Annotated in this window: 23 protein-coding genes and 1 tRNA gene; 14 read left to right on the top strand and 10 right to left on the bottom strand. The window is 58.6% G+C overall.

The features are described from left to right. Positions 1–2: 2 nt before the first annotated feature. From V8689_RS15125 to V8689_RS15110, 4 genes are all read right to left on the bottom strand, one after another. Entirely contained in the window at positions 3–449 is a 447-nt protein-coding gene (locus V8689_RS15125; RefSeq protein ID WP_056783530.1) for a DUF411 domain-containing protein, read from the bottom strand. 93 nt (positions 450–542) lie between these two features. Then, positions 543–1,001: an SRPBCC family protein gene (locus V8689_RS15120; protein ID WP_056783528.1), complete on the bottom strand. Its 459-nt coding sequence runs from the start codon at positions 999–1,001 to the stop codon at positions 543–545. 89 nt (positions 1,002–1,090) lie between these two features. Continuing rightward, positions 1,091–2,038 carry a calcium-binding protein gene (locus tag V8689_RS15115; RefSeq protein WP_223816895.1) on the bottom strand — a complete coding sequence of 316 codons (948 nt, stop codon included), beginning with the start codon at positions 2,036–2,038 and terminating at the stop codon, positions 1,091–1,093. Positions 2,039–2,551: 513 nt separating this feature from the next. Next, on the bottom strand, positions 2,552–3,547 hold the full coding sequence (locus V8689_RS15110; protein WP_056783522.1) for an aldo/keto reductase: 996 nt from the start codon (positions 3,545–3,547) through the stop codon (positions 2,552–2,554). 114 nt (positions 3,548–3,661) lie between these two features. Here V8689_RS15110 and V8689_RS15105 point away from each other — a divergent pair, with 114 nt between their 5' ends. Continuing rightward, the gene (locus V8689_RS15105; protein WP_056783517.1) at positions 3,662–4,573 is read left to right on the top strand and encodes a LysR family transcriptional regulator; all 912 of its coding nucleotides are present in this window, start codon (positions 3,662–3,664) and stop codon (positions 4,571–4,573) included. Here V8689_RS15105 and V8689_RS15100 read toward each other — a convergent pair. Continuing rightward, on the bottom strand, positions 4,570–5,475 hold the full coding sequence (locus V8689_RS15100) for an AraC family transcriptional regulator (RefSeq protein ID WP_056783513.1): 906 nt from the start codon (positions 5,473–5,475) through the stop codon (positions 4,570–4,572). The two genes, V8689_RS15105 and V8689_RS15100, sit on opposite strands and share 4 nt — an antisense overlap. A 103-nt stretch (positions 5,476–5,578) precedes the next feature. Here V8689_RS15100 and V8689_RS15095 point away from each other — a divergent pair, with 103 nt between their 5' ends. Genes V8689_RS15095 through V8689_RS15075 form a run of 5 tightly spaced genes read left to right on the top strand, consistent with a single transcriptional unit; the run spans position 5,579 to position 9,984 of the window. Next, on the top strand, positions 5,579–6,139 hold the full coding sequence (locus V8689_RS15095) for a carboxymuconolactone decarboxylase family protein (RefSeq protein ID WP_056783510.1): 561 nt from the start codon (positions 5,579–5,581) through the stop codon (positions 6,137–6,139). Positions 6,140–6,178: 39 nt separating this feature from the next. Further along, positions 6,179–7,240 (top strand): acyl-CoA dehydrogenase family protein, encoded by a 1,062-nt coding sequence (locus tag V8689_RS15090; RefSeq protein WP_032897111.1) that lies wholly within the window; start codon positions 6,179–6,181, stop codon positions 7,238–7,240. Next, positions 7,237–8,040 carry an ABC transporter ATP-binding protein gene (locus tag V8689_RS15085; RefSeq protein ID WP_056783505.1) on the top strand — a complete coding sequence of 268 codons (804 nt, stop codon included), beginning with the start codon at positions 7,237–7,239 and terminating at the stop codon, positions 8,038–8,040. The genes V8689_RS15090 and V8689_RS15085 overlap by 4 nt, the downstream gene beginning before the upstream one ends. Then, complete coding sequence (locus V8689_RS15080; protein WP_060766397.1) at positions 8,027–9,226, top strand: ABC transporter substrate-binding protein; 1,200 nt, start codon at positions 8,027–8,029, stop codon at positions 9,224–9,226. Before V8689_RS15085 ends, V8689_RS15080 begins: the two co-directional genes overlap by 14 nt. After that, on the top strand, positions 9,223–9,984 hold the full coding sequence (locus V8689_RS15075; protein WP_056783499.1) for an ABC transporter permease: 762 nt from the start codon (positions 9,223–9,225) through the stop codon (positions 9,982–9,984). The genes V8689_RS15080 and V8689_RS15075 overlap by 4 nt, the downstream gene beginning before the upstream one ends. A gap of 50 nt (positions 9,985–10,034) precedes the next feature. Here the strand turns inward: V8689_RS15075 and V8689_RS15070 are convergent, their stop codons facing one another. Then, positions 10,035–14,951, bottom strand: coding sequence for a membrane-targeted effector domain-containing toxin (locus V8689_RS15070; RefSeq protein WP_056783497.1), 4,917 nt, complete (start codon positions 14,949–14,951; stop codon positions 10,035–10,037). Between the two features lie 224 nt (positions 14,952–15,175). Further along, positions 15,176–15,307, bottom strand: coding sequence for a hypothetical protein (locus V8689_RS15065; protein ID WP_263398728.1), 132 nt, complete (start codon positions 15,305–15,307; stop codon positions 15,176–15,178). 167 nt (positions 15,308–15,474) lie between these two features. Here V8689_RS15065 and V8689_RS15060 point away from each other — a divergent pair, with 167 nt between their 5' ends. Continuing rightward, positions 15,475–15,669: a hypothetical protein gene (locus V8689_RS15060; protein ID WP_014718591.1), complete on the top strand. Its 195-nt coding sequence runs from the start codon at positions 15,475–15,477 to the stop codon at positions 15,667–15,669. 10 nt (positions 15,670–15,679) lie between these two features. On the opposite strand, the gene V8689_RS15055 is transcribed toward V8689_RS15060, so the two are convergent. After that, positions 15,680–16,060 (bottom strand): hypothetical protein, encoded by a 381-nt coding sequence (locus V8689_RS15055; protein WP_003191568.1) that lies wholly within the window; start codon positions 16,058–16,060, stop codon positions 15,680–15,682. Between the two features lie 237 nt (positions 16,061–16,297). Here V8689_RS15055 and pvdQ point away from each other — a divergent pair, with 237 nt between their 5' ends. The 4 genes from pvdQ (at position 16,298) to V8689_RS15035 (ending at position 19,769) form a co-directional block, all read left to right on the top strand. After that, on the top strand, positions 16,298–18,577 hold the full coding sequence (gene pvdQ / locus V8689_RS15050) for a bifunctional acylase PvdQ (protein ID WP_056783494.1): 2,280 nt from the start codon (positions 16,298–16,300) through the stop codon (positions 18,575–18,577). Positions 18,578–18,791: 214 nt separating this feature from the next. Continuing rightward, positions 18,792–18,865 (top strand) — tRNA-Cys (locus tag V8689_RS15045). 233 nt (positions 18,866–19,098) lie between these two features. Further along, positions 19,099–19,359, top strand: a complete 261-nt coding sequence (locus V8689_RS15040; protein WP_263398750.1) for a laccase domain-containing protein — start codon at positions 19,099–19,101, stop codon at positions 19,357–19,359. A 26-nt stretch (positions 19,360–19,385) separates the two neighbouring features. After that, positions 19,386–19,769 (top strand): laccase domain-containing protein, encoded by a 384-nt coding sequence (locus tag V8689_RS15035; protein ID WP_263398749.1) that lies wholly within the window; start codon positions 19,386–19,388, stop codon positions 19,767–19,769. Positions 19,770–19,922: 153 nt separating this feature from the next. Here V8689_RS15035 and V8689_RS15030 read toward each other — a convergent pair whose 3' ends face one another. Then, positions 19,923–20,492, bottom strand: coding sequence for a DJ-1/PfpI family protein (locus tag V8689_RS15030; RefSeq protein ID WP_056783377.1), 570 nt, complete (start codon positions 20,490–20,492; stop codon positions 19,923–19,925). A gap of 465 nt (positions 20,493–20,957) precedes the next feature. Between V8689_RS15030 and V8689_RS15025 the strand changes: the two genes are divergently transcribed. Together V8689_RS15025 and V8689_RS15020 are read left to right on the top strand one after the other, a co-directional pair. Continuing rightward, positions 20,958–21,677 (top strand): META and DUF4377 domain-containing protein, encoded by a 720-nt coding sequence (locus V8689_RS15025; protein ID WP_223816988.1) that lies wholly within the window; start codon positions 20,958–20,960, stop codon positions 21,675–21,677. Between the two features lie 217 nt (positions 21,678–21,894). Next, positions 21,895–22,062 (top strand): hypothetical protein, encoded by a 168-nt coding sequence (locus tag V8689_RS15020; RefSeq protein ID WP_177342990.1) that lies wholly within the window; start codon positions 21,895–21,897, stop codon positions 22,060–22,062. A 50-nt stretch (positions 22,063–22,112) separates the two neighbouring features. Here V8689_RS15020 and V8689_RS15015 read toward each other — a convergent pair whose 3' ends face one another. Further along, positions 22,113–23,054 (bottom strand): aromatic alcohol reductase, encoded by a 942-nt coding sequence (locus V8689_RS15015; protein WP_056783373.1) that lies wholly within the window; start codon positions 23,052–23,054, stop codon positions 22,113–22,115. 96 nt (positions 23,055–23,150) lie between these two features. On the opposite strand from V8689_RS15015, the gene V8689_RS15010 reads away from it, so the two are divergent. After that, positions 23,151–23,600, top strand: a complete 450-nt coding sequence (locus tag V8689_RS15010) for a winged helix-turn-helix transcriptional regulator (protein WP_056783371.1) — start codon at positions 23,151–23,153, stop codon at positions 23,598–23,600. Positions 23,601–23,697: the final 97 nt, after the last annotated feature.

Genomic DNA, 23,697 nt, shown 5'->3' with positions numbered 1-23,697 from the left:
GGTCAGTGAGCCGGGTAGTCCGCTACCACCACGTCTTTGCCCTCAAGGGTAAGGCCTATGACTTGATAGGCCTCGCTGCGTCCGTCCACTTCCATGCCTGGCGAGCCCAAGGGCATGCCCGGTGCGGCAAGGCCCAGCAGGTCGTTGCGCTTGCGCAGGGCCAGGACCTGCTCGGCGGGTACGTGGCCTTCGACGAATTTGCCGTTGATGACCGCGGTGTGGCAGGAGCCAAGGCGTGGCGCCACGCCCAGGCGTTGTTTCACCGCGCTCATGTCGGCTTCAACGTGGTCGTTGACCTTGAAACCGTTGCTCTCCAAGTGGCTGATCCACTTTTTGCAGCAGCCGCAGTTGGCGTCGCGGTGGACGTCGATGGGGATCAACTCGGCAGCCTGGGCCAGCGTGGTGGTGAACAGGGCACTGAGCAGGGCCAGTCGCAATGGGGTTTTCATCGTGGGTCTCACTGAAGGCGCGGCAATAAGCCGGGCATTCTCCCTGCTTTTGCAGGCGTGTTTGCATTGTGACGTCGTTGTAATGTTTCTAAATTATACGAAGCCTTGGTTTTCCAGCCTGTGCTTGAGCCGGTCCAACGCAATCGCCGACAACGCGACCATGCGCTCATGCAAAGACGCCAGTTGCAGTTCGGTCTCGTAAGTCAGCACCCGCTTGAACAGCGTGCCGCCCTGATGAGCGCGCAAGCAATAATGGATGCAACCGTCAACGGCCAGGGAGGTGAACACGGTCTTGAACTCGCTGGGGCGGCGGGCGATTTGTACGCGGTAACTCATGGGGACGCGTATGCCCAGCAGGTCGATGATTTCGGTAAAGCGCGTGCCGACCGGCAATGAACCGGTGGTGCCGGTGTCGGCGCTAAGGGAGGTGGGGTGCCACTCGTGCCAGCGGTCGGGCTGGGTGACATAGTCGTAAACCGCCTCGATCGGCGCCTGGATGAAGCGCTCCTGACTGATCTGCTCCAAGCGGACCGAATGCTCAGTCGCGTGCATGACACACCTCCTGTGTGGCGGTTTTTACACTAGGAGCTGTGAGAGTAGCCTGACTCCCGTGCTTTGCACGGGAGTATTGCGACCGTTGGTTAACTTGGCTGCTCGCCGGCTTTGCCCGGTATCGCCTCATTCAAGGCCGTGCTTTGGGCGAGCGTCCAATGATCATTGACGCGCGTGTGAATGCTGTCCGTGGGCTGATGATTGGTGATGCGGTCGTTATCTTCACCGGTGTAGAAGGACGTACGGTCATGCCCTGTCAGCAGGTCATCGCCCTTGCCGCCTTTCAGATAGTTGTTCCCGCTACCGGCATACAGTTTGTCGTCGCCGTCGCCACCGTCGAGCAGGTTCTGTTTATGTGCGTTGCCGAACCCGGCATAGAGTCGGTCGTTGCCTGCGTTACCTAACATAATGGTGTTACCGCTTGCGCCGATAATCAGGTCGTCTCCGTCGTTGCCTTCGGCATAGCCAGAGTTGCTACCCAAGAGCAGGGTATCGTGGCCGCCTCCGCCAAAGAGCCCGGACATGCCACCGCCTGCCTGGATGAAGTCGTTTCCGGCGCCACCCTCTACTTCCAGGAGGTGCTTGACGTCATCATCGACGATGACCCTGTCATCGCCGCCATTGGTTTTGATCAAAAGGCTCTGATCCGGGCCTTGTAGTGCTTTGGCGTCAAGCACATACGGTCTGCCGTTGATGATGAACGGCAGCTTGTCGCCCGGCCAACTGCGCACGTGGATTTCGTCGGCGGCGTTACCGGTTTCTACTACGAGCCGATTGGTTGCGATCTTCGGTTTTTCGGGGTTCCAGGTGCTCCAGGTGATTTCTCGACTGAAGGTCACATCACTTTTTTCAAGCAGTAGATGCGTTCTGATATTCGGTACGCCCAGTTGCAGGTCTGAGGGGGGGTCATAGGGGGTCGGCTTGGACTGCTGAGGTTCGGTGGAAGCCGTGGAGTGATGGGGGACTGCTGCATGAGTGAGGGGTAATAGCATCAGGTGTCCTTCGAGTTGATCGTAGAAAGTCTGACAGTGCGTCATGACTACTCTTGCGTGGAGGATCGGCCCAAAGGGTTCCTGCGGGCGGGGGGCGCATTTGCGTCAAGGTATTTGTGCCAACCTTTAATGCGCCCCTCGGGCATAGGCATCTACACAACTTTGGTGCGACGCTGGACCTGTGGCGAGGAAGCTTGCTCCCGTGACGACCGGATAGCCGACGCTGTTCTAACTGACGCACCGCGATCCAAATGTGGGAGCTGGCTTGCCTGCGAAGACGGCCTGACAGTCAACACGGTTGGATTGTGTACATATCCATTCCTGCGGTAATGGCCACTTAGGGCAGTTCAACGGCGGGTCACTTTTGGAAGGACCGGAATGCCGGCCCAGCCAAAAGTAACCAAAAGGTCCACGCCCAACCACTCGGCACCTCGCTTAGGCTCGGTGTGCCCGTAATCCGCCAGCGTGGTTTAACGGGGCGCCTAAGATCAAAAGCAGAGCAAGATCAAAAGCGGCTCGCTTCGCATCGGGGGTAGATACCTATGCCCCTCGGGGCAATCAGATATCCAGCATGGCCAGCACTTCCTTGGGGTAACGCAGGCCTGCGGTTGCATCGGCAGGGAAGATCGCATCCAGGGCAGCCAGTTCTTGTGCGCTGAGGGAAATCGACAGCGCCTCCACATTCTCTTGCAGGTAGGTGCGCCGCTTGGTGCCAGGAATCGGGATGATGTAATCGCCCTGGGCCAATACCCAGGCCAGCGCCAGTTGCCCGGCCGTCACGCCTTTGTCTGCCGCCAGGGCCTTAACCTGTTCTACCAGCCGCAGGTTTTTCGCAAAGTTCTCACCCTGAAAGCGCGGGCTGAAGCGCCGGTAATCATCGGCGCCGAAATCATCCGGGCTCTTCAAGGCGCCGGTAAGAAAACCTCGGCCCAACGGGCTGTACGGTACAAAAGCGATGCCCAGGCGTTGGCAGGTGGCGAGGCAGCCGTTGTCTTGCTGGTCACGGCTCCACAGCGAATATTCACTTTGCAGGGCGCTGATAGGATGGACCTTATGCGCGCGTTCCAGGGTAACGGCAGACGCCTCGCTCAGGCCCAGATAGCGAACTTTGCCCTGTTTCACCAGGTCGGCCATGGCGCCGACGGTTTCTTCGATGGCCACGTCCGGGTCGATACGGTGCTGGTAGTACAGGTCCAGCGTATCCACCCCAAGGCGTTGCAAGGTGCCGTCGATGGCGTTGCGGATATAGTCGGGCCGGCCATTCACGCCGCGCACTACGGGGTTGGCGGGGTCGCGCACGATTCCGAATTTGCTGGCCAGGAAGACCTGGTCCCGCTTGCCAACGATGGCCTTGCCGATCAATTGCTCATTGGTGTGGGGGCCGTACATGTCAGCGGTGTCGAGAAAGTTGACGCCCAACTCTAAGGCGCGGTGCAAGGTTGCAGTGGCCTCGGTGGTGTCAGTGCCGGGCGTGTAGAAATCGGTCATGCCCATGCAGCCAAGGCCAATGGCAGACACATGCGGGCCGTTTTTACCGAGTTGTCGAGTGTGCATAGGGGCGCTCCTGGTGATGAGGGCCCATTGTTACCCTTGAAAAAATGCAGATAAACCCGCTAAAAGTGCTATCACTGTTTGTAATATCTAAACAATCCTCCCGGGAGCACTCTTTTGGATCGTTTTAACGCCATGCGCGTGTTTACTCGGATTGTCGAGTTGGGCGGGTTTGCCAAGGCCGCCGACAGCCTGCAATTGCCACGCGCCTCAGTGACCATTTTGATCAAGCAATTGGAGGCCCATCTGGGCGTGCAACTACTACAGCGCACCACACGCCACGTCAGCCCGACCCTGGATGGCGCGGCGTACTACCAACGTTGTGTGCAGTTGCTGACCGATCTTGAGGAAACCGAGGCGGTGTTTTCCACGCAGCGCCAGAACCCCCGTGGCACCTTGAGTATCGATATGCCTTCAGGCATTGGCAGTTTGATCGTGATTCCGGCCTTACCCACATTCACCGCACTGTACCCGCAGATCGAACTGGAGATCGGCCTCAACGACCGCCCGGTAGATCTGATACGCGAAGGCGTTGATTGCGTGTTGCGCGGTGGTCCGGCCCTGGACGAATCGCTGGTGGCGCGCCCCTTGGCGATGATGGAACAACTGACCCTGGCCAGCCCCGCGTACCTTGCGCGCATGGGCACGCCCTTGTGCCTTGAGCAGTTGGCGGGTCACCAAATGGTCGAGTACGTTTCCAGTGCCAGCGGTAAACGGTTTGGCCTGGAATTTCTGCTGGGCAGCGAGTTGCGCCCGATCAACCTGGCGAAGGTGGTTGCCGTGAACAGCTCCGCCGGTTACTTCGCTGCGTGCGAAGCCGGCTATGGGCTGATCCAGGCCCCTCGTTATCACGCGCTGCGCCAACTGGCCGAAGGCACGTTGGTGCAGGTGCTGGCCGATGTAGCAGTACCAAAAATGGCGCTGACAGCGCTGTACCCGCCTCATCGGCAGTTGTCGCAGCGCGTGCGGGTGTTTGTCGATTGGCTGGTGCAGTTATGCGCCCGGCCCGGCACCGGTTTACACGGCTAGGCTTGCGCCCTGCGATAGGCCCCAGGCTGTTGCCCGGTGACTTTATGAAAGGCCCGGGTAAACGCTGCCACCGACTGATACCCGGCCGCCAGCGACACCTCGGCCACGGTCTGGTCCGCCTTGAGCAACCCACAGGCGTGGCGCATGCGGATCATCAGCAGTACTTGCCCGGGTGACTGCCCGCACAATTCGCTGAAGCGCTTGAAAAACGCCGAGCGCGACAACCCGGTGCAGGCCGCCATGCTTTCCAGGCTCCAGGGCTCGGCGGGGCGGGCGATCAATTGCTCCAGCAAATGCGCAAACGCAGGAGCCCGGCCCAACGCGGCCAGGCCGCCAAGCTCGGTGTTGTCGAGCACTTGCTGACGCAACACATACAGGAACAGCAGGTGGCACAGGCGCTCCAGCAAAGCGGAAGAGGGCGCTGGCGTGCGTGCGCATTCTTGCAGGATCAATTCGAACAGGTTGCGTGCAGCCATCAGCGACGGGTCGCCGGCGCGCAGGATGATCCAGCTGGGCAGGGTGTCGACAATGAGTGTCGACAAGCCGGATTGGAAGTGAAAGAAACCGCAGACCAATCCCACGCCGTCGGTGGCCGTGCTATCGAGGGGCAACATCGAGCGGCGTGGGCACTCTTGGGCGCCGGCTGCCGTGGCCTGGCCGGACAGGCGAAAAGCAAAGTCACGCAGCAGAAACACCGCGTCACCATTATTCAGGTGTTGTGGCCTTGGATCGCCGTCGATATGCAGCCAGCATTCGCCCTGCACGATCAAGTGGAAGCTCGCCTGTGCCAGGCCGTGGGTGCTCGCGTGCCAGTCACCGCAATAGCGGCCGACGTGAAACAAGCTGGTGTTGAGTTCGAGGCTATCTAATAACCAATCGACAAGGACGCTGGACGAATTCATCTAATGGAAAGACTCAAGAGCAAGTAATCGCTACTTTAGCCTATTGAGCGCTTTTTTTAGAACCAACAGACTGGGGCATTCAAACCCAACAGGAGTCCACTTCATGTCCCGCGTACCGCTGCTCACCCCCGAAACTGCCCCGGAAGCCGCCAAACCCTTCCTGGAAAACGCGCTCAAAGGCTCGGGTTTTATTCCTAACCTGCTTGGCGTACTGGCCAACGCACCGGCCGCGCTGGAAACCTACATCACTGTCTCCGGCTTGAATGCCAAGGCAGAACTGAGCCTGGCCGACCGTGAAGTGGTGCAGTTGATTGCCGCCACCAGCCACGGGTGTGATTTCTGCGTCGCCGGCCACACCGCGGTTGCCCGCAACAAAGCCAAGCTGCCGGAGGCGGTGATCGAGGCCCTGCGCCGCCGTGGTGAATTGCCTGGCGCGCGCTATGAGACACTCGCCGCTTTTACCCGAGAAGTGATCGCCACCCGTGGGGATGTGAGTGATGCGGGCTTTGAGGCATTCCGCGCCGCCGGCTACACCGACGGCCACGCGCTGGAAGTCATCCTGGGTGTCAGCCTGGCAACCCTGTGCAACTTCGCTAACGTGTTTGCCCGCACCCCGCTGAACCCGGAGCTTGCGCAATACCGTTGGGAAAAACCGGCCAACTGATTCGGCGTTGGCCTACCTGCTGTAAAAGGAGAGACATGAATGCTTGACCCAATCTTGAGCCGTTGGCTCGATGTTCAAGCGCAGGCCCTGGACGTGGGCAGTTGCGATCCACAGGAAGTGCTGCCGCGGCTGGCAGAAGCCAATATTCTGAAAATCGGCGTGCCCACTCACCTGGGCGGCCTGGGCGGTGATGTGGCGGGTGCGGTCGAGGCCATCGCCAATGTGGCCAGCCATTCCCTGGCGGCGGCGTTTGTGTGCTGGGGCCAGCGCTCGTTCATCGAGTACTTGTTACAGAGTCCCAATCAGCGCCTGCGCGAGCAACTGATGCCAGACCTGCTCAGCGGCAAGTTGGCCGGGGCCACCGGGCTGTCGAATGCGATGAAGTTTCTGTCGGGTATCGAGACGTTGCAGATCAGCGCCGAACCCAACGACCACGGTTGGACCCTCAACGGTCGCCTGCATTGGGTGACCAACTTGCGCAAGAACGGCTTTGTCGCTGCAGCGGCCATCGAGCATGCGGGCGGCGGCGCGCCGTTTATCCTGGCGATTCCGGATTCGGTGGCCGGGTTACAGCGTTCACGCGACCTGGAGCTGCTCGGGCTGCAATCGAGCAACACCGCAGCGCTTGGCCTGGAAGGCGTGGAGCTGAGTCGCGAGTGGTTGCTGCACGAGGATGCGCGCAAGTTCTTGCCAGCGGTACGCCCGGCGTTTCTGGGCTTGCAGTGCGGCATGTCGATTGGCTTGGCCCGGCGTTCGCTAGCCGAAGTGGCTCACCATTTGGGTGCCAGTCGCACTGTACTGCGCGAAGAGTTAGAAGCCCTGCGCGTGACCCTGGATCATCTGGTCAGCGAGCTTAAAAACGGGCTGTTGGCCGGGCGTTTTACCGCCGAGCCCATACCGCTGTTCAAGCTGCGCATCGCCTTGGCCGAAACCGCCGCCAGCGCCGTGCAGCTTGAACTGCAAGCCAGCGGTGGCAAGGCTTATTTGACCGCCCACGGCAGCGGCTTTGCCCGGCGCTGGCGCGAGTCGGCCTTTGTGCCGATCGTGACGCCCAGTCTGGTGCAACTGCGCACCGAGCTGCATCGCCAGGCCAATCTATGAGCCAGGCGGTATTGACGGCCCAGGGGATTTGCCTGGGGTATGGCAGCGGGCCGGTGCTGCAAGGCTTCGACTTGCACTTGCAACCGGGTGAAGTGGTATCGATCCTGGGCCCGAGCGGCGTGGGCAAATCCAGCCTGCTGCGGGTGCTGGCCGGCTTGCAGGCACCTCAGGCTGGCCGCGTGCAGGTGTTGGGCGAACCATTGAGCGGCCCGCATCCGCGCGTGGTGGTGGCCTTTCAAGACCCGAGCCTGCTGCCTTGGCTGACCCTGGAAAAGAACGTTGCCTTCGGCTTGGATTTCGCCCGCCAACCGCACTTGAGTGTTGAAGAGCGTCGCCGGCGTGTCGACCACGCCATTGCGGCGGTAGGGCTGGAACCTGCGCGCCAGCAGTTCCCGGCGCAATTGTCCGGTGGCATGGCCCAGCGCACGGCATTGGCTCGCTGCCTGGCGCGTCAGCCGCAAGTGTTGCTGCTCGATGAACCCTTCGGCGCGCTGGATGAAGTGACTCGCGCCGATATGCAGCACCTGTTGCTCAAGGTCAATCGTGAGCAAGGCTCGGCGGCCGTATTGATCACCCACGACATCGACGAAGCCCTGCTGCTGTCCGATCGCATCCTGCTACTGGGTAACCGCCCGGCGCGGACGTTGGGCGAGTGGGCTATTGATTTGCCACACCCTCGGGAAGAACAGGTCGAGGCCATCGGCGCACTGCGTATCGATATTCTGAAAACCTTACGGCAGGCGAGCCGCCCTCACCCCAACCCCCTTGAACAACAGGAGCTTAACCATGTGTCTGGATGACTTGACCCACTCGCGCCGTGACTTTCTCAAGCTGTCGGCGGTGCTCAGTGCCGCCGGCGCCTTGCCGTTGTTGAGCAGCCTGCAAGCCCGTGCCGCCAACGAACCCGATGCGCCGGTACGCATCGGCTATTTGCCTATCACTGACGCCACGCCGCTGCTGGTTGCCCACAACAATGGCCTGTTCGAAGCCGAAGGCATCAAGGCCGAGCGCCCGGTGCTGTTGCGCAGTTGGGCCCAGGTGATCGAGGCGTTTATCTCCGGCCAGGTCAACGTGATACACCTGCTGTCGCCAATGACCGTATGGGCGCGCTACGGCAGTAAAGTGCCGGCCAAAGTCGTGGCGTGGAACCATGTGGGCGGTTCGGGCTTGACGGTTTCCCCAGGCATTACCGACGTGAAGCAACTGGGCGGCAAGTCAGTGGCGATTCCGTTCTGGTACTCGATCCATAACGTAGTGGTGCAGCAACTGTTTCGTGACAACGGCCTTATCCCGGTCACTCGTGCCACCGGCAGTTCGATTGCCGCCAATGAGGTCAACCTGATCGTGTTGCCGCCCTCGGACATGCCTCCGGCCCTGGCCAGCAAACGCATCGACGGCTACATCGTCGCCGAACCGTTCAATGCCCTGGCAGAAAACCTCAAGGTCGGTCGCGTGCAGCGCTTTACTGGCGACGTGTGGCGCAACCATGCCTGCTGTGTGGTGTTCATGCACGAGCACGACCTGGCCAACCGTCCGGAATGGTCGCAAAAGGTAGTGAACGCTATCGTCAAGGCCCAGGTGTGGACCCGCGACAACCGTGAAGAGGCGGTAAAGCTGCTGTCCAAGGATGGCCCGAACCGTTACACGCCCCATGCCGAGCCGGTGTTGAGCAAAGTCCTGGCGCCCGCGGCCAGCGACCGCGCCGGCTATGTTGCCGACGGCGCAATCCAGCATGCCAACTGGGACGAGCATCGCATTGACTTCCAACCGTACCCGTTCCCCAGCTACACCGAAGAACTGGTGCGGCGCTTGAAGGACACCTTGATCGAAGGCGATAAAAAGTTTCTCGCAGACCTGGACCCAGCCTTCGTCGCCAAGGACCTGGTGGACGACCGCTTCGTGCGCAAGGCGATCGAAGCCGTGGGCGGCATGCAGACCTTCGGTTTGCCAGATGGCTATGAGCGGCACGAGGAGATCGGCGTTTGAACAACAGCAGAATCCCCGGCTGGTGGCTGGGGCTGAGTGGCTTGGCGGGGTTGTTGGTGCTGTGGTGGCTGGGCGTGAAAGTCTTTGGCGAGGCCGATGGCCTGTCGGCGCGCTTTTCCCTGGCGGCCACCGCCAGCAGCCTGTGGGAGTTGCTCGGGCGCGGTGAGTTGTACCTGCATATCGCCGTAAGCCTGAAGCGTATTTTTGTCGGGTTGTTTCTCGCGTTGTTGGTCGGGGTACCCCTCGGGTTGCTGGTGGGCAGTTCGCGTAACCTTGAGGCGGCGACCACGCCGGCATTCCAGTTTCTGCGGATGATTTCGCCACTGTCGTGGATGCCTATCGTGGTGATGCTGATGGGGGTAGGGGACCAGCCTATCTACTTCCTGCTGGCGTTTGCCGCCGTCTGGCCGATCATGCTCAACACCGCAGCAGGCGTACGTCAGCTCGACCCGCGCTGGTTGCAGTTGAGCAAGAGCTTGAGCGCCACGCGTTGGGAAACATTGCGTCGGGTGGTCATTCCTGGCGTGGTGGGGCATGTGCTGACCGGCGTGCGCCTGGCCATCGGTATTCTGTGGATCGTGCTGGTGCCGTGCGAGATGCTTGGGGTCAGTGCTGGGTTGGGGTATTACATCCTTGATACCCGAGATCGCCTGGCGTACTCGGAGTTGATGGCGATGGTGGTGGTGATCGGGGTGCTGGGGTTTGCGCTGGATGCGTTTGCGCGTGGGTTGCACCGGCGTTGGGTGCATGGGGGATGATGGCTCTGATAGTTGCCTGCGTGCTGCGCAGGCAACTGGTTAACGTGCTGTCAGGGTTCTGGCGTAAAGATCTGCAGATCTCCTGTTAGATCGTTCTGTGCGTTCAGGGTACCCAGCGGGCCCGGTTGCTTATCCATTGACTTCGTGCCGTAGCCCACGTTAATGCCTAACCGTTCGTAAACACCGATGCCGATCCCTCCGGTCGCTTCAGCCAGGCCGGTGACGCCTTGAGTCGTATTGATGTGCTGACGCCCCACCAAGGCGATGACTTTACCCTCGTGTTTGTGTTTTTCAATGACGCGTGTGGCGTAGTAGTTAAATTCCTTGAGTCGCTGCAGGTGTCGATCGGCTTCGCTTTGGCCCTTATAGATGCCGAGCTTATGCCGGTGGCGTGTCAGATACATGTGGTCAAGTGGCACGACCTTTATTCCGGCCGCGTCGAATTTCTTCATCAGTGTGTCAAGATTGAATTCAGGGTGGGCGGGTCTGTGGCCAGGACCTGTAAAGCCCATGCCATCGTCTATGATCTTTCCGGCTCTGTCATAGACGATACCTTCAATGCCGACCACCTTTACATTTTTGCGCTTGAACAGCTCTATGCATTTGTCTATTTCATGGAACATGGTCAGGCTCTCGTGGTTCTCCCCAAATATCACTACATCCGAACTGTCCAGGGCTTTTTCGATAACACTGGGTATTTCTTCGTAGTCGCCCGCATCCGGAATCACTGGGCGATTCGTTGGGTTCAGCGGGTCCAGTGCTTTATGAAATTCATCCATGTTCTGGTTGAAGCGCTCCTCTGTCGGCCCCATGCGGCTCGGTGTGAAATGGGCTTCATTGGAAGCATCATTAAAGTGCTTTATGTATTCGCCTTCGATGGAATCCAGGTGATCGGTTTTGTTGACGATAGGCGGTTTTGTTGGCGTGCTCCCATTGTTGTAAGGCATTTTTGTGTTGGTTTTTTTATAGGGATGAAATCGGTTATCGGGACCAGTGCTCACATGCCCTTGAGGGGAAAAGTCAGCCTTGGGGGAGGGGGGCATCAGCGTATGCATCGGATTGAAATTCTGAGGTCCACCGAAAGCTTTCTGCTCATGCACATCGTATGCATACCAACGCCCATTCCGCTTGACCGCAATGCCTTCGACACTGTTTCCGCCGACTTTAAAGGTGCCTGTTGCGGCCGCCTCGTAGCGGCTTGCGGCGCGAACCAGCGCTTGGCGGTTCGTGGTGCCCTTGAGGGCGCCCACCGTGCCGGCTATCGCTTCTGCGCCTTCGTAAACAATTTTACCCGCGCCTTTTAGCAGATCGCCCACGCCATTTAACGGGTTGAGCTCCTTGAGCAGAGGCGGCAGCATGATTTTCGCGACCTTGAGTGCCTTGCTGGCCGCAGTTCCAGCAGTACCCACCACTTTGCCAATCTTGGCCGCCATGCCGGCGCCAGCAGTGACAAAACCGAAAACGTCCACCGCGAGGTCAGTGATCCCCTCGGCATAGTTGCCTTCCATGAAGTTGACGATTGCGGAGCGGAAGGGAATAAGGTTGAGGAAAAACTCTATGACGGCTTCCTTTGTTTCCTGGTTGCTTTCAAACGTCGTCGTGTCCGCAGCGGCTTTCTTGATGGCTGGATTATCCAGTTCCAATGCCTTGATCACCGAGTCAGCAATATGATGACTGCGCGGGTTGAGGAGCATATAAGGCTGTGGGGCGGAGGAGGGCTGGGCGCGATCAAGTTCACTTTCCTTGAGATCACCGAGGTCCATTCTCCCAACCGGCACGGGATTGCCGGGGACGAGACTGAAGAGCGATTGCCAGCCGTCAACGTCTTTTGCTTTCTTTTTGTCCGGATAGAATGGCTCCTCCTTGATCATCTCGTCGGAGAACGTTACAGGCGCACGCGGTGTTTTTCTGTTGCCCAGACTTCGGACAACGCCTTTTGCGGTATCGAATTCATAGGTTGTTTTCTTTCCCTTGTGTTGCGCGGTCACCAGTATGACAGGGCTGGTATGAAACAAGGTGTCCCCTGCAAAGGGAGTCAAACTGATCCGGTAGCTTTTTTCTTGAAAATAATTGAGTTTGCCCTGGGTCAGGTTTTCTCTATCTTCGGGCGGCAGGTTACTGAGCGCGTTGAGGATGGCTGTTTTCTTGACGGTCTTAAAATTCTTCAGGGCGGTTGAGAAGGCATCCTCAAACGCTCTTTTAATATTGAATGACGCACCTTTGGTGAACGCAATAATGGCATCAAGGTCTACGCCGGTAACGTGCTCGGTCAACTTCCAGTTGCCATCCATCACCAGTTCTTCCATGACAATTTCCAGCAGCGATCGCGGATTTTCATTGTCTTTGGAAAAAATTTTGCGCTCGAAGTCCATGCCAGGCCCGAATGTTTTCAACAACAGGTCCAGCGCCATTTGTTTGCGTCTTGGAAAGCTCCCGCCGATGAGCGACGAGGCTTCCATCAGTTTATCGAGTTGGGCTTTGAACAACGTCTGGGCTTTATCCAGGTCTGCTGGCTGGTACAGGGCATCGTCCTTGGCAGGGAGAATGTCATTGGCCACTGCCCAGTCCAATATCGTTGCGGCTTGCGCAGAGGCGGGGGCGGTGCCTGCCGTGTCGGCGGTAAGCATCACTTCGGCATACGACATAGTGGCAACCCTGCCTGGGGTGTTGGCTTCAATGGCAGCCGCTGCAATGCAAAGGTTTGCCCACGCATTGCTTCCGTACACCACGGAGTCAGGGATGTTCTTGACCAGTAAATGCGGGGCTGCGCGGCTGAGTAACAGATGTGCGGCCGCCCCTGCCAGTGCCGGTGATTCGCGACCCGTATCAATCAGGTGTTGGCGCAGGCCGGAGACGATGGTCGAAAGCTTTTTTCCCCAATGTTTTTTGTGCGCCAGGTCGAAACCTGCCACATGGTTTCGTTGCGGTGATGTCAACGATTCGGGATCCAGCATTAATTGGATTGCCGCCAGTGCGTAGTCGTTTGCGCTGGAGTCCGTGGCGATGCCATCCATTTTGGTTTGCATGGCCTGGCCCAGCGCCTGGCCATCCTTGGAACTGATCAGGGTTTCGAGCACCTTGACCGGGTCCGCCAATACCTGGTCGCAGAGATGCAGGTTCCTGCCCAGATGTTCCAGTGCGCCGCGCTTGGGGATCTCCTGCGGTAACTCAGGATCGCTGTGCGCATGTTCGACGGCTTCCCTGCGCAGCGTCTGTTGCTGGTCGGAATCCAAAGGTATCGGCCAAGACAGGCCTCCGGCGAAATTGCCCAACGGGTGTTGTTGGGCTCGCGCTTTGGCGGTTTGCGCCAACGTCACCAAGTCATCCCTGGTCTTGGGCAACGGCAAGCCATTTTCAATGAGGAAGGCTTCAAGGCTTACGGACAGACCAGGTGCCCGTATATAGGATTGGTAGTGGGCGGAGTCTGGCGCAATATTCATCGGCGTTTTTTTCAAGATGGCCGACACGTCGCGCTCTGTGGGGTTTTCCGACAAAGTCTCGGTAAACTCGTTGAGTTTTTGCGCCAGGTAGCGCCAGTTTTTCTGATTCCCCAGTTTTTGATCCAGTGCCTGGCGTGCGTCGATACTGCGTGATCGGCTGTCAAGCCATTCTTCACGAGCCTCCAGGGCGTTGCTGCCGTCGAAATGCGGCCCCAGGTCAGCGGCGTAATGCAGGTCCGCCTCAGTCAATAGGTGTCGCCAGGGGTCGACCAGTTCGGGTTCGACGCTTTGCGGGTCATACAGCGCTTGCAGTGTGTTGATCACCTGTTGTCGCTGACGCGCCAGCAACTGCGGCACGCCTGCGGCGATGACGTCAGCCTCCACCGGGGAGAGGTTCTGGCTCAATTGAGTTTTCCAGTCCCCCTTCAGGTCTTGCTGAACCTCTATTGGCAGGCCCAGTAACAATTGCTCTGCGGCATCGGGGTCGTCGTTGATGCGTTGACGCAGCGCCGCAAGCGCCTTGGCCGGGCTGTCGAATGTTTCGTAGCCATCGCGGGGCGTGTAGAGCACGGTCAGCCCTTGCTGTTGGCCAGGCAGCAAGGTCCGGTCAGTGTTCGCGCCATTGAATGGGCGTGTCGCTGACGACCCATCGCTGCTGGTGATCAGGAAGGCCCCCGCCAACAGGCTGCCGGCCGGGCGTGGTACCTCGAGCTTGAGCGGGTAGACGCCAGGCCGTTCTCCATCTTTCATCGCGCTTTCCCGAGCCTCAAGGGTCGGGTATTCGAATGCCTTGTCGATCAGTGACTTGGCAGCAGGCGTCAACGCGCCGTCTTCCACTCCCAAGGCCGCCAGAGTGGAAAGCATCTCTCGGTGGATAGCCAGCAACTCGTTTTGGGGTGACTCAGGGTTGGGTTCGCCTTTACGTGGCTCGGTCCAGAATCGGGCAAGGCTCAGGGGCAGTTCTTTTTCGATGGCTTGTGCAATTGAAAGCAGGGTGTCGCGAGTCTGCAATTGCTGGGTGCTTTCGCTTGGCGAGTCGCTGCGGTAAAAGCCGACTTCCATGCCGACGGTACTGGTCGAGGGCTCAGCGTCGGGAGATGTCTTGAGTTGGCGCAACGCCTTGAATAGCGCCTCGGTGATGCCTTCTACCGAGACCAACGTGCGCTGGCCCTGCTCATCGGTGTGATAGCGGTGTACATACAGCGACGAGACGTCCACGGGAGGCGTAATGCCTAAACTGCGGGCGAGTTGCTGCTCGATAACGCTGCTGAGCGTCGGCTGGCGTAATAGCAGTGCCTGGATGTCCTGATTGAGTTGCTGGTATTGATTGAGCAACAGGCGTTGATCAGTTATTTGCAGGCCCTTGATCAGGTCAGAGCGAATCGCGCTGGCCGGCGCGATAGCCTCTACCTCGGGAGCAGAAGGGGCTTGGGCCAAGGGTGAGACTTGTGGGGTGTGAGAAGCCTGGGTGGTTTCTTCGCTGGAGATGTCCCGGCGCAGGCGAGGGTGGGCGATACCTGTAATCAAGTGAGTTATTCCGATGGCATTGGCCCAGGCGTCCTGATGGTAATCCGATGGATGATTCTTCCTTAGTTGGGCCTCGGATAATTGGGGCGAAGGCGTCGGAAGGTTCCGAGCAGGCCCGCTGAAATGTTATTTACGGATATGTATCGCCCGGGGCGGCAATGCCGGGCTGCCCAGCTTGCCGCCCGCTGTGTGTATGCAGGGTCAGGTAAGTTTTACGGAGGGGGTCAGCGCCGTTCGTAACCGCGGCCGCCGTCATCGTGGTGATCATGCCAACCACCGCCGCGCGGGAAGAAGAAGCAGCCGCTGATGCTCAGCATGATCAGAAGGGGAATCAGCAGCACGAGTCGTCGAAGCATTTAACGATCCTCAAGGGTTCCTACAGAGTCAGTCAGGCGCCGGACAAAACTTTTCATCGCCTGTAACATAAGACCCCGCCGACCCCGTGCCATCCCCAGAATTGGGTATGTGCTTGGCATGCACGGCGATACACAGTGGATACACTCTTCAGGTTCAGGAACTTGTCATGACCCAAAAGCAACGCTTGAAATACTCGCTTCTGATTGCCCTGGCGGTACTGGGGGCGATGTTCGGCCTGTCTTATCTGCAGAACACAGGTGTGATCAGCGAAAAAACCTTCCAGTACCTGGCGATCGCGATTGCCGTGGTGGTCGTGGTGATCAACGGCATCATGCGCCGCAAGGTCAAGCCTAACTTCTGACGGGCGTCAGTCAGGCACGGCTTTCAAGGACCTTGGCAGCCTCTTCATGGAGGCTGTAGCTCTTGTCAGCGTTCAGGGTGATCACGCCCTCGCTGCACAGACGCTTGAGCACCTCGCGCACGCTGAGAAACGACAACGGAATGCCCAGCTCCAGCAAGTGGCTGTGCACGCCGCGGACCCCGAGGGTGCGCTGGTTGTCGGCGGCGGTGAGGAGGGCGTCGATGACCTTCAGCCGGATCAGGCTGGTGCGCAAACCGAAACACTTGAGCAAATGGCGGATGCGCTGGTTGCCCTGCTGTTCGGGCGCGTTGCCGAACGCCTGTGTGCCTTTGCCAAAGTGAGTATCTGTGGCCTTTGAATGTCCATCCGTGGGCACTTGAGGGTTATACATGCAAAACTCCTTTTCAGAGCCTGATCAGGAAAAAGATGGTGCTCTTGAGTAATAAGACGAACGAGTGACGCAAATCATGAAACGGCGGATGTAGAAAATTTGTCGGTATCGGGTTTGTCACTGTTCAAGCGCTGACGATATACAGCCGTGTGCGGCTAAATTATTCCGGTCGATGTGCGTTCTTACGGTGGGGTAAACATCCATCGTGAGGGTGTTCAATTTGACTGTGGAGTCGGCGTGATTATTTCCAACGGGTTGTCCAGAGTGGGCGTGGCAGGGCTGTTGCTGGGGCTGAGCCTGGCCGCATCGGCACGGGAACAAATGACGCAGGCGTCGGCGGATATCCGCCGTACCAGTTATGGCGTGCCGCATATTCGCGCCGTTGATGAACGTGGCCTGGGGTTGGGTATGGGGTACGCCTATGCCCAGGACAACCTGTGCCTGTTGGCCAATGAGGTGACCACGGTCAATGGCCAGCGCGCCAGGTTTTTCGGGCCGGACCAGGCGACCCTGGAGGAGCGCAACAACCTCGCCAGCGATGTGTTCTTCAACTGGCTGAATACACCCGAGGCCGTGGCGGCATTCTGGAAAGCCCAGACGCCAGCGATGCAGCAGCGCCTCGAAGGGTATGTGGCCGGCTACAACCGTTACCTCAAGGAGCAGGGTGCGCCCGCACAGTGCCAGTCCGCGTGGGTACGGCCCTTGGTAGTGGAAGACCTGGTCAAGTTGACCCGTAGGCTATTGGTAGAAGGAGGCATCGGCCAATTCGCGGAGGCCTTGGTCGGGGCTGCGCCACCCCAAGCCACCGCCGGCGTGCAATCCAGCGCCAAAGCCTTTGCACTGGCCGTAGCCAACCAGCAACGCTTCACCCTGGACCGAGGCAGCAATGCCGTTGCCGTGGGCCGTGACCGCTCATTCAATGGCCGTGGCATGCTGCTGGCCAACCCGCATTTCCCTTGGGTGGGCGGCATGCGTTTTTACCAGATGCACCTGACCATCCCTGACCAGTTGGATGTGATGGGCGCCGCATTGCCAGGGCTGCCCGTGGTGAACATCGGCTTCAACCAGCATGTGGCGTGGACCCATACCGTGGACACGTCCAAACATTTCACCCTGTACCGTCTTACCCTCGACCCCAAGGACGCCACCCGTTACCTGCTGGACGACAAGTCCATCCCCCTGGATAAAACGGCGGTAACGGTACAGGTCAAGCAAGCCGACGGCAGCGTCAAGGCCGTGACCCACACCGTCTACAGTTCACAGTTCGGCCCTGTGGTGCAATGGCCCGGCAAGCTCGACTGGGACAGCCACTACGCCTTCAGCCTGCGCGACGCCAACCTGGGCAACGACCGGGTGCTGCAACAGTGGTACGCCATGAACCGCGCCGGCAGCCTCAAGGAATTGCAAACCTCGGTGCACACCCTGCAAGGCATCCCCTGGGTCAACACCCTGGCCGCCGATGATCAGGGCCAGAGCCTGTACATGAACCTGTCGGTGGTGCCCAACGTCAGCGCCGCCAAGCTGGCAACCTGCAGCGACCCACGGGCCGGTCTGCAAATGATCGTGCTCGACGGCGCCCACAGCGCCTGCGCCTGGGATATAGACCCGCGCGCGGCCCAGCCCGGTATCTTCCCGGCCGACCAGTTGCCACAGCTGCAACGCACCGACTACGTGCAGCACTCCAACGATTCCGCCTGGATGGCCAACCCCGAGGCGCCGTTGAGCGGCTTCTCGCCGGTGATCAGCCAGGACCATATTGGCCTAGGCCCGCGTGCGCGCTTCGCGCTTCAGCGCCTGCAAACCCTTGAGAAACAGCCGATCAGCGTCACCGACCTGCAAAATATGGTCATGGACAACGAAGTGTACTTGGCAGGCCAAGTCATGCCCGACCTGCTCACGTTCTGCGCCAACCAACTCGGCACCGACGCCAATGCGCTGCAACCGCTGTGCACCAGCCTGAAAAACTGGGACCAGCGCGCCAACCTCGACAGCGGCGTGGGCCTGGTGCACTTCATCAACCTGATGCAGCACCTGCAGACACTCCCCGACGCCTGGCGCGTGGCCTTCGACCCGGCCCACCCCCTGACCACACCCAGCGGCCTCGCCATCGACCGCGCCCCGGTCGCCAAAGCCCTGCGCGAAGCCATGCTGGCCTCCAGCGCAGAGGTGGGCAAACTGGGCCAGACCCGCTGGGGCGATATCCAAGTCTCCGGCCAAACCCCCATCCACGGCGGCCCGCAAGAACTGGGCATCTACAACGCCATGCAAACCGTGCCCCGCGCCGATGGCAAACGCGAAGTCGTCAGCGGCACCAGCTACCTGCAAATCGTCACCTTCGACGACAAAGGCCCCAACGCACTCGGCGTACTGGCATTCTCCGAGTCCAGTAATCCGATGTCCGCCTACTCAAAGGACCAGACCCAAGCCTTCTCCGAGAAAAAACTGCGCCCATTGCCTTTCACCGAGGCCCAGATCAAGGCTGACCCGCACTACCAAATCCACACGGTGAAGGAGTAGGGCAGACACACAACCCCTTGATGCCAAGGCAGAATATTTTTTGAAATCAAGGGGTTGCAGGCCTAGGCAAATGAGTACATAATGGCGCCCATCGAACGCAACGAAGCATTAAAAACTTCAATGTATTCAATGAGTTAGAGTAGAGGCAAGCTTCACATAGCCCACTCAAGTTTGTATGCGGTGAATGTCAGCAACAAGGGCATTGATCGTTTGAGGCCGAGTAGCAAAATGGTTATGCAGCGGATTGCAAATCCGCCTACGCCGGTTCGATTCCGACCTCGGCCTCCACTCTTGAAAACCCCGTAGATTAGCGTCTACGGGGTTTTTTAATGCCTGCGATTTAGTCATCGCTTCCGCAATTTTTCGGATCGCTTGCGCAACCCAACCTTTTTTCAGCAAATTTGAGACGCCGTTAAACGTGCGCTCACCGCATCCGAAACACAGAGTTCTATACGAACTTGACCCATCCCTCTTACGGATGATATGCCGGTACCCGGGTTGCCATCGATAGGATCTGCTCTATGACCTACCTGTCTTCATTGCTGCTCGAGATCCCCGGCGTGGACCACGGTTTCGAGACTTCGGGAAATTTAACGTTGCCGGAAGGAACACTTTACTGCGCTCAGGCTCACGGTACGCACATCGTCGATGCTGACCAGAAAAGGCGAGATGAGCGTCCTGTCGCCGATGCACTATTCTCGAGAGGAGCCCAGGGTGCGATAGCGGTCATCACTGCCGATTGCTTGCCGGTTCGGTTGCTTCGGTTGATCAACCACTTGTAGCGGCGATCCACGCCGGATGGCAGGGTTTGAAAGCAGGTATTCTCGGTCATTCGATCGGACGGCTAGAGAAAGAAGGTGCTTCTCTTACTGGATTGAGAATAGCGATAGGCCCATCTATTGGCCCGTGTTGTTATGAGGTGAGCAGGAAGTTTGTCGAAGATATTGAACATGCCGACAGCCATCTCTGGCAAAACGATTCTGCGCCGTGGACCCACCATCGTGCGCCACCGGCAAGTGCGCCTTGGGTCGAACCTGAGATCACACATAATGAAGCCTGGTTTGATCTACGCAAATATGCGCTGCGCCACTTGGTGGCGAGCGGTGTGAGTATTGAACAGATTCAGGTCCTCCAACATTGTACTTATTGCCACAGCGCTGATCTGGGCAGCTATCGGCGGCGAAGCCATTAAGTCGAGGCTAAATCCTTCCAGTATTCTTGGATAAGACGTTCTCGGGATCCGGTTTCTTGAATGGCGATTTCAGCCGTTCATAACAGGCAAAAATTGTCCATGGGCGGCCACTCGAACACATCACCTAGCCGGCTGTTTTGTAAGGCGGCGCAGTCACCGATGCTCCGCTGCCAACATTGATCTGAATTGAGAAATGGTCTCGCAAGATAGCCCGGCAGCTTCGAACACTGCGCAGGTGAAGCTAACGGGTGCAGGGCCTGGAGCAGTGATGATGCGGTCTGCAACCACAGCCACTGGACTGCTTCGATAAAGCGCGCGCCCCTCATAACCTACGGCATTCTGTTGCAGGAAGTCAGCGCTGTTCGATGTATGAGCAACGGTGTCGAGAAGGCTGGCCCTGGCAAGTGCCAGCGTTCCCCCGCAGATACCGGCAATTGTCGCTCCATTTGAACGGCTCGCATGAAGAAACTCTCGAATATCGGGTGCTTCTGCACGCTCCCAGACCATTCCTCCAATCACGACTACAACGTCCGGCTTCCAGTCCAGACATTGTTGCAAACTGCTATCGACCGTTACCGCCAATCCACCCTGCGAGCGAAATTGCCCCGTAGCAGAAGCGAAAAACCTGACGTCGATCCCGTAAAACGCAGACGCAGTTCCAGCAATGAAAGCGTATTCCCAGTCCGCAAAACCGGGTGTCAGTATCAATCCCACACGTGGCATCAGTCAGAATCCTCCATGAATGCCAATAAGATAGGGCGACAACACAGCTACATCAAGGGCAGCCGGCCGGTTATGACTGACTGCTTTTGGCCGAGGCATCGGTACATCCTTGAGATAAGCTACAGGTATAGGCAACTGAGTACAGAATTGCGCCCATCGAACGCAACGAATCATTACCGCCGTCGCCCTCATTGCGTGAAACTGATCGAAGCAAATGATGTCCGATTGCTATCGGCCAAGGAAGAGGTCCTCCAAGCACGCATTGGGTCTAGGCTCAGTAAGGTCTCAAGCGACCTCCTCACGCCGTTTTAGCCGCGCGCTTATCCTGCCAGCGCAAGATAACGCCCGCACTCATCAAAGCTGACAGAGTGACCCATGAAACAAAAAATTCTTCTTGTAGCCGTGTGTGCTGCACTCATCCAAGGCTGTGCCGCCCCTTCCAAAAGCCATGAAGAATCACCTTCGATGCCTACTACCTCAGCCGCTGTAGCCCCGCCAACCTTATCTGCTTACGACTGGAACCTGGTCTCGGCAACGGATGCGTCGGGCAAGCCTCTCGTGGCGATGAACAAAGGCATCGAGCGCAAGTTGCGCGTTGCCTTCGGTGACAAAAACCTGAGCATCAGCAGCGGCTGCAATCGTCAGTTCGGCGGCTATCACTACCAGGACGGGGTTCTGAAGGTGCAGCCACTGGCCTCTACGCTGATGGCGTGTGACAAGAGCTTGATGGACCTTGACGCCCAGGTAGGAAGGCTGTTCAAGGGCGATCTGCGCGCTGTGATCACCGGCGATAACGGGGCGCCGATGCTGCAACTGACGACAGCGGACGGCTCGCTGCTCAAGCTGCAAGGCGAGGCCACCCCGCAGACCCGCTACGGTAGCGAGGGTGAGGTCAAGTTTCTGGAAGTGGCGGCCAAGACGGTCAAGTGTAGCCACCCTTTGATCCCGAACTATCAATGCCTGCAAGTGCGCGAGCGTCGCTATGACGACGCGGGCCTGCAACTGGCGACCCAAGACACCTGGCATCCGCTGTACCAGCCTATCGAAGGCTTTGTGCATCACGACGGCGTGCGCACTGTGTTGCGGGTCAAGCAGTACGAATGGAAGAATCCGCCAGCGGATGCGCCTTCGACGGTTTATGTGTTGGATATGGTGGTCGAGCAGGACGCTTCTGGCAGCAAATAAGCTCGCGCAAACCCCGTAGATTAGCGTCTACGGGGTTTTTTATTGCCCGTGATTTACCCGTTTTTCGACGAGTGACACGTCTAGATCAAGGGTTATAGCCCGATCGGGGGTTGTCACCTGAGCTTTCGCCGACTACCCTGAAAATGTTTGAATTATTACAAACAATTTCGGTGTGGCTGTTTTTTCGGTCACACGGCTTCAGGACGAGGAACGAAAAATGTTTTCACATGAAGGTACTGCACTAGAGCTGTTGGTCTTGGTTTTTGGCGTAACGGGGTTGTTGTTGGTCGCCTGGTTTATTCACCATCAATACGAGCTCAGGTCGCGCAAGCATGTAAAAAAACAACATGGCTCTGGCCAGCAGCGTGAAGCTCAAAGCCGCTAACCGTCCCTTCACCTGTGCCAGCCTTTACGGCTGGCCTCAGAATCCGGCTTTCAATGGCCTGCAAGGTTTTCCCGAGCCCACTGCTCGGCAGTGGTGACCGGAATCGACTGCTGCTCGTTGAAGGTGGCCGCCTTAGGCCAGGCCACACCCTTGCCTTGTGCGAATACGGCACGGTACTTCTTGATGTGGTGTGTGGGGTCTTGCTCCAGTGCCTGCATGAGGTAGTCAACCGTCCACACGTTGCGCTTGAACGAACGATCCAGAACACGCTCCAGCATGCTCGCAACCTGCCCATACGTCACGGTGTCGCCGGCCAGGTAGACGATCTGATTGCGCAGGCGCGGTTCGAAGAACACGATTTGCGCTGTCAGCGTACCGATGTCGTCCGGTGTGGTGAGCGTCACGCTGTTCGCCAGACTGCCCAGGGCGTTGACTGTGTTGTTGTCGAAGTCGACGACCTCGAACACCGGCTCGAACAGGAAGCTGGTGAACATGCCTGTCGAGATGATGACCCATTCAGTGTTGTGCTGGGCGCGCAGTAACTCGCGCACATCGAGCTGAGCATCGAACAGATCCTGAGGGCTGCCCCGGCCAATCACTTCGAAATCCACGCCGAACTGCCAGGGGAAGTAGCGCTTCACGCCGGACTTGAGCGCGGCGGTCGCCAGCTTCATCGGGGTTTCTCGGCCCGCGACCATGCCCGCGCAGCCGATCACGGTATCGAAGCGTGCGAAGACCTTGGCAAGTTGATCGATTGAGTCGTTCACCAGGTCTGCGGCGACCATCTGGATGCCCAGGCCGCGCAGCTCATCGATCTCTACCTTTTTTTCGGGCACTTGCGTGTTGATGGTCGACTCCCTTAGCAACACACTGAGGGTGGAGCCGGGCGCGCGTTTGGCCTCACGCGCCAGGTTGCGTAACACCGGCAGGCCGAGCTCGCCGGCACCTAGAACGAGGATCGATTGAGAGGGACGTGGGGGCATTTCAGGCATGATTTCTCCGCAGACCTGTTGGCGATAAGATGAGCCCATGCTGGCACGATTCGGCAGCGCTCATAAGAAGGCACACGGGTGATACCAGGGGTAGAAATGACCGATCATGAAACGCTCAGCCAGGCAGAAATTATCTGCCAGTCGCTCAGGGAAGAAGACGATGGCGTCAGGCGTGCAGTCCTGGCTCACGCCGGTAGCCGCTGGTCACTGGGCATTCTGCATGCCTTGGGTGTGTACGGTGCGATGCGTCATGCCGAGATAAAACGGCAGATGACAGGTGTGACTCAGCGCATGTTGACTAAGACCCTACGCGCCATGGAGCGCGATGGTTTGTTGGTTCGGCGCGAGTTCGGTGAGATTCCGCCCCGCGTCGAGTACGAGCTGACGCCCCTGGGCCGAGAGCTTTTGATTCGGATGTCGCCTGTCTGGACCTGGGTGGTGGAAAACGTGGAGGACTTTCGCAAGGCGCGGCGTATTTTCGACAGTCAGGAGGGCAAAAAACCGGCATGGCAGGTTCCCACACCGGTTCCCGACGCGTCTCGGTAAGCGCTTAGGCTGTGCAAGTGTATGCCTCGATCCACCCCTAGCTGTACGGGGCGCAGCGCGCCATAACCCACTACTGTCGCAGGCACATCACCACCGC

Origin of the sequence: Pseudomonas sp. AK181 (assembly GCF_051122975.1) — a bacterium.
GTDB lineage: Bacteria > Pseudomonadota > Gammaproteobacteria > Pseudomonadales > Pseudomonadaceae > Aquipseudomonas > Aquipseudomonas lactis.
Note: the sequence above shows the minus strand (reverse complement) of the source record. Positions and strands in the feature narration are given on the sequence as shown.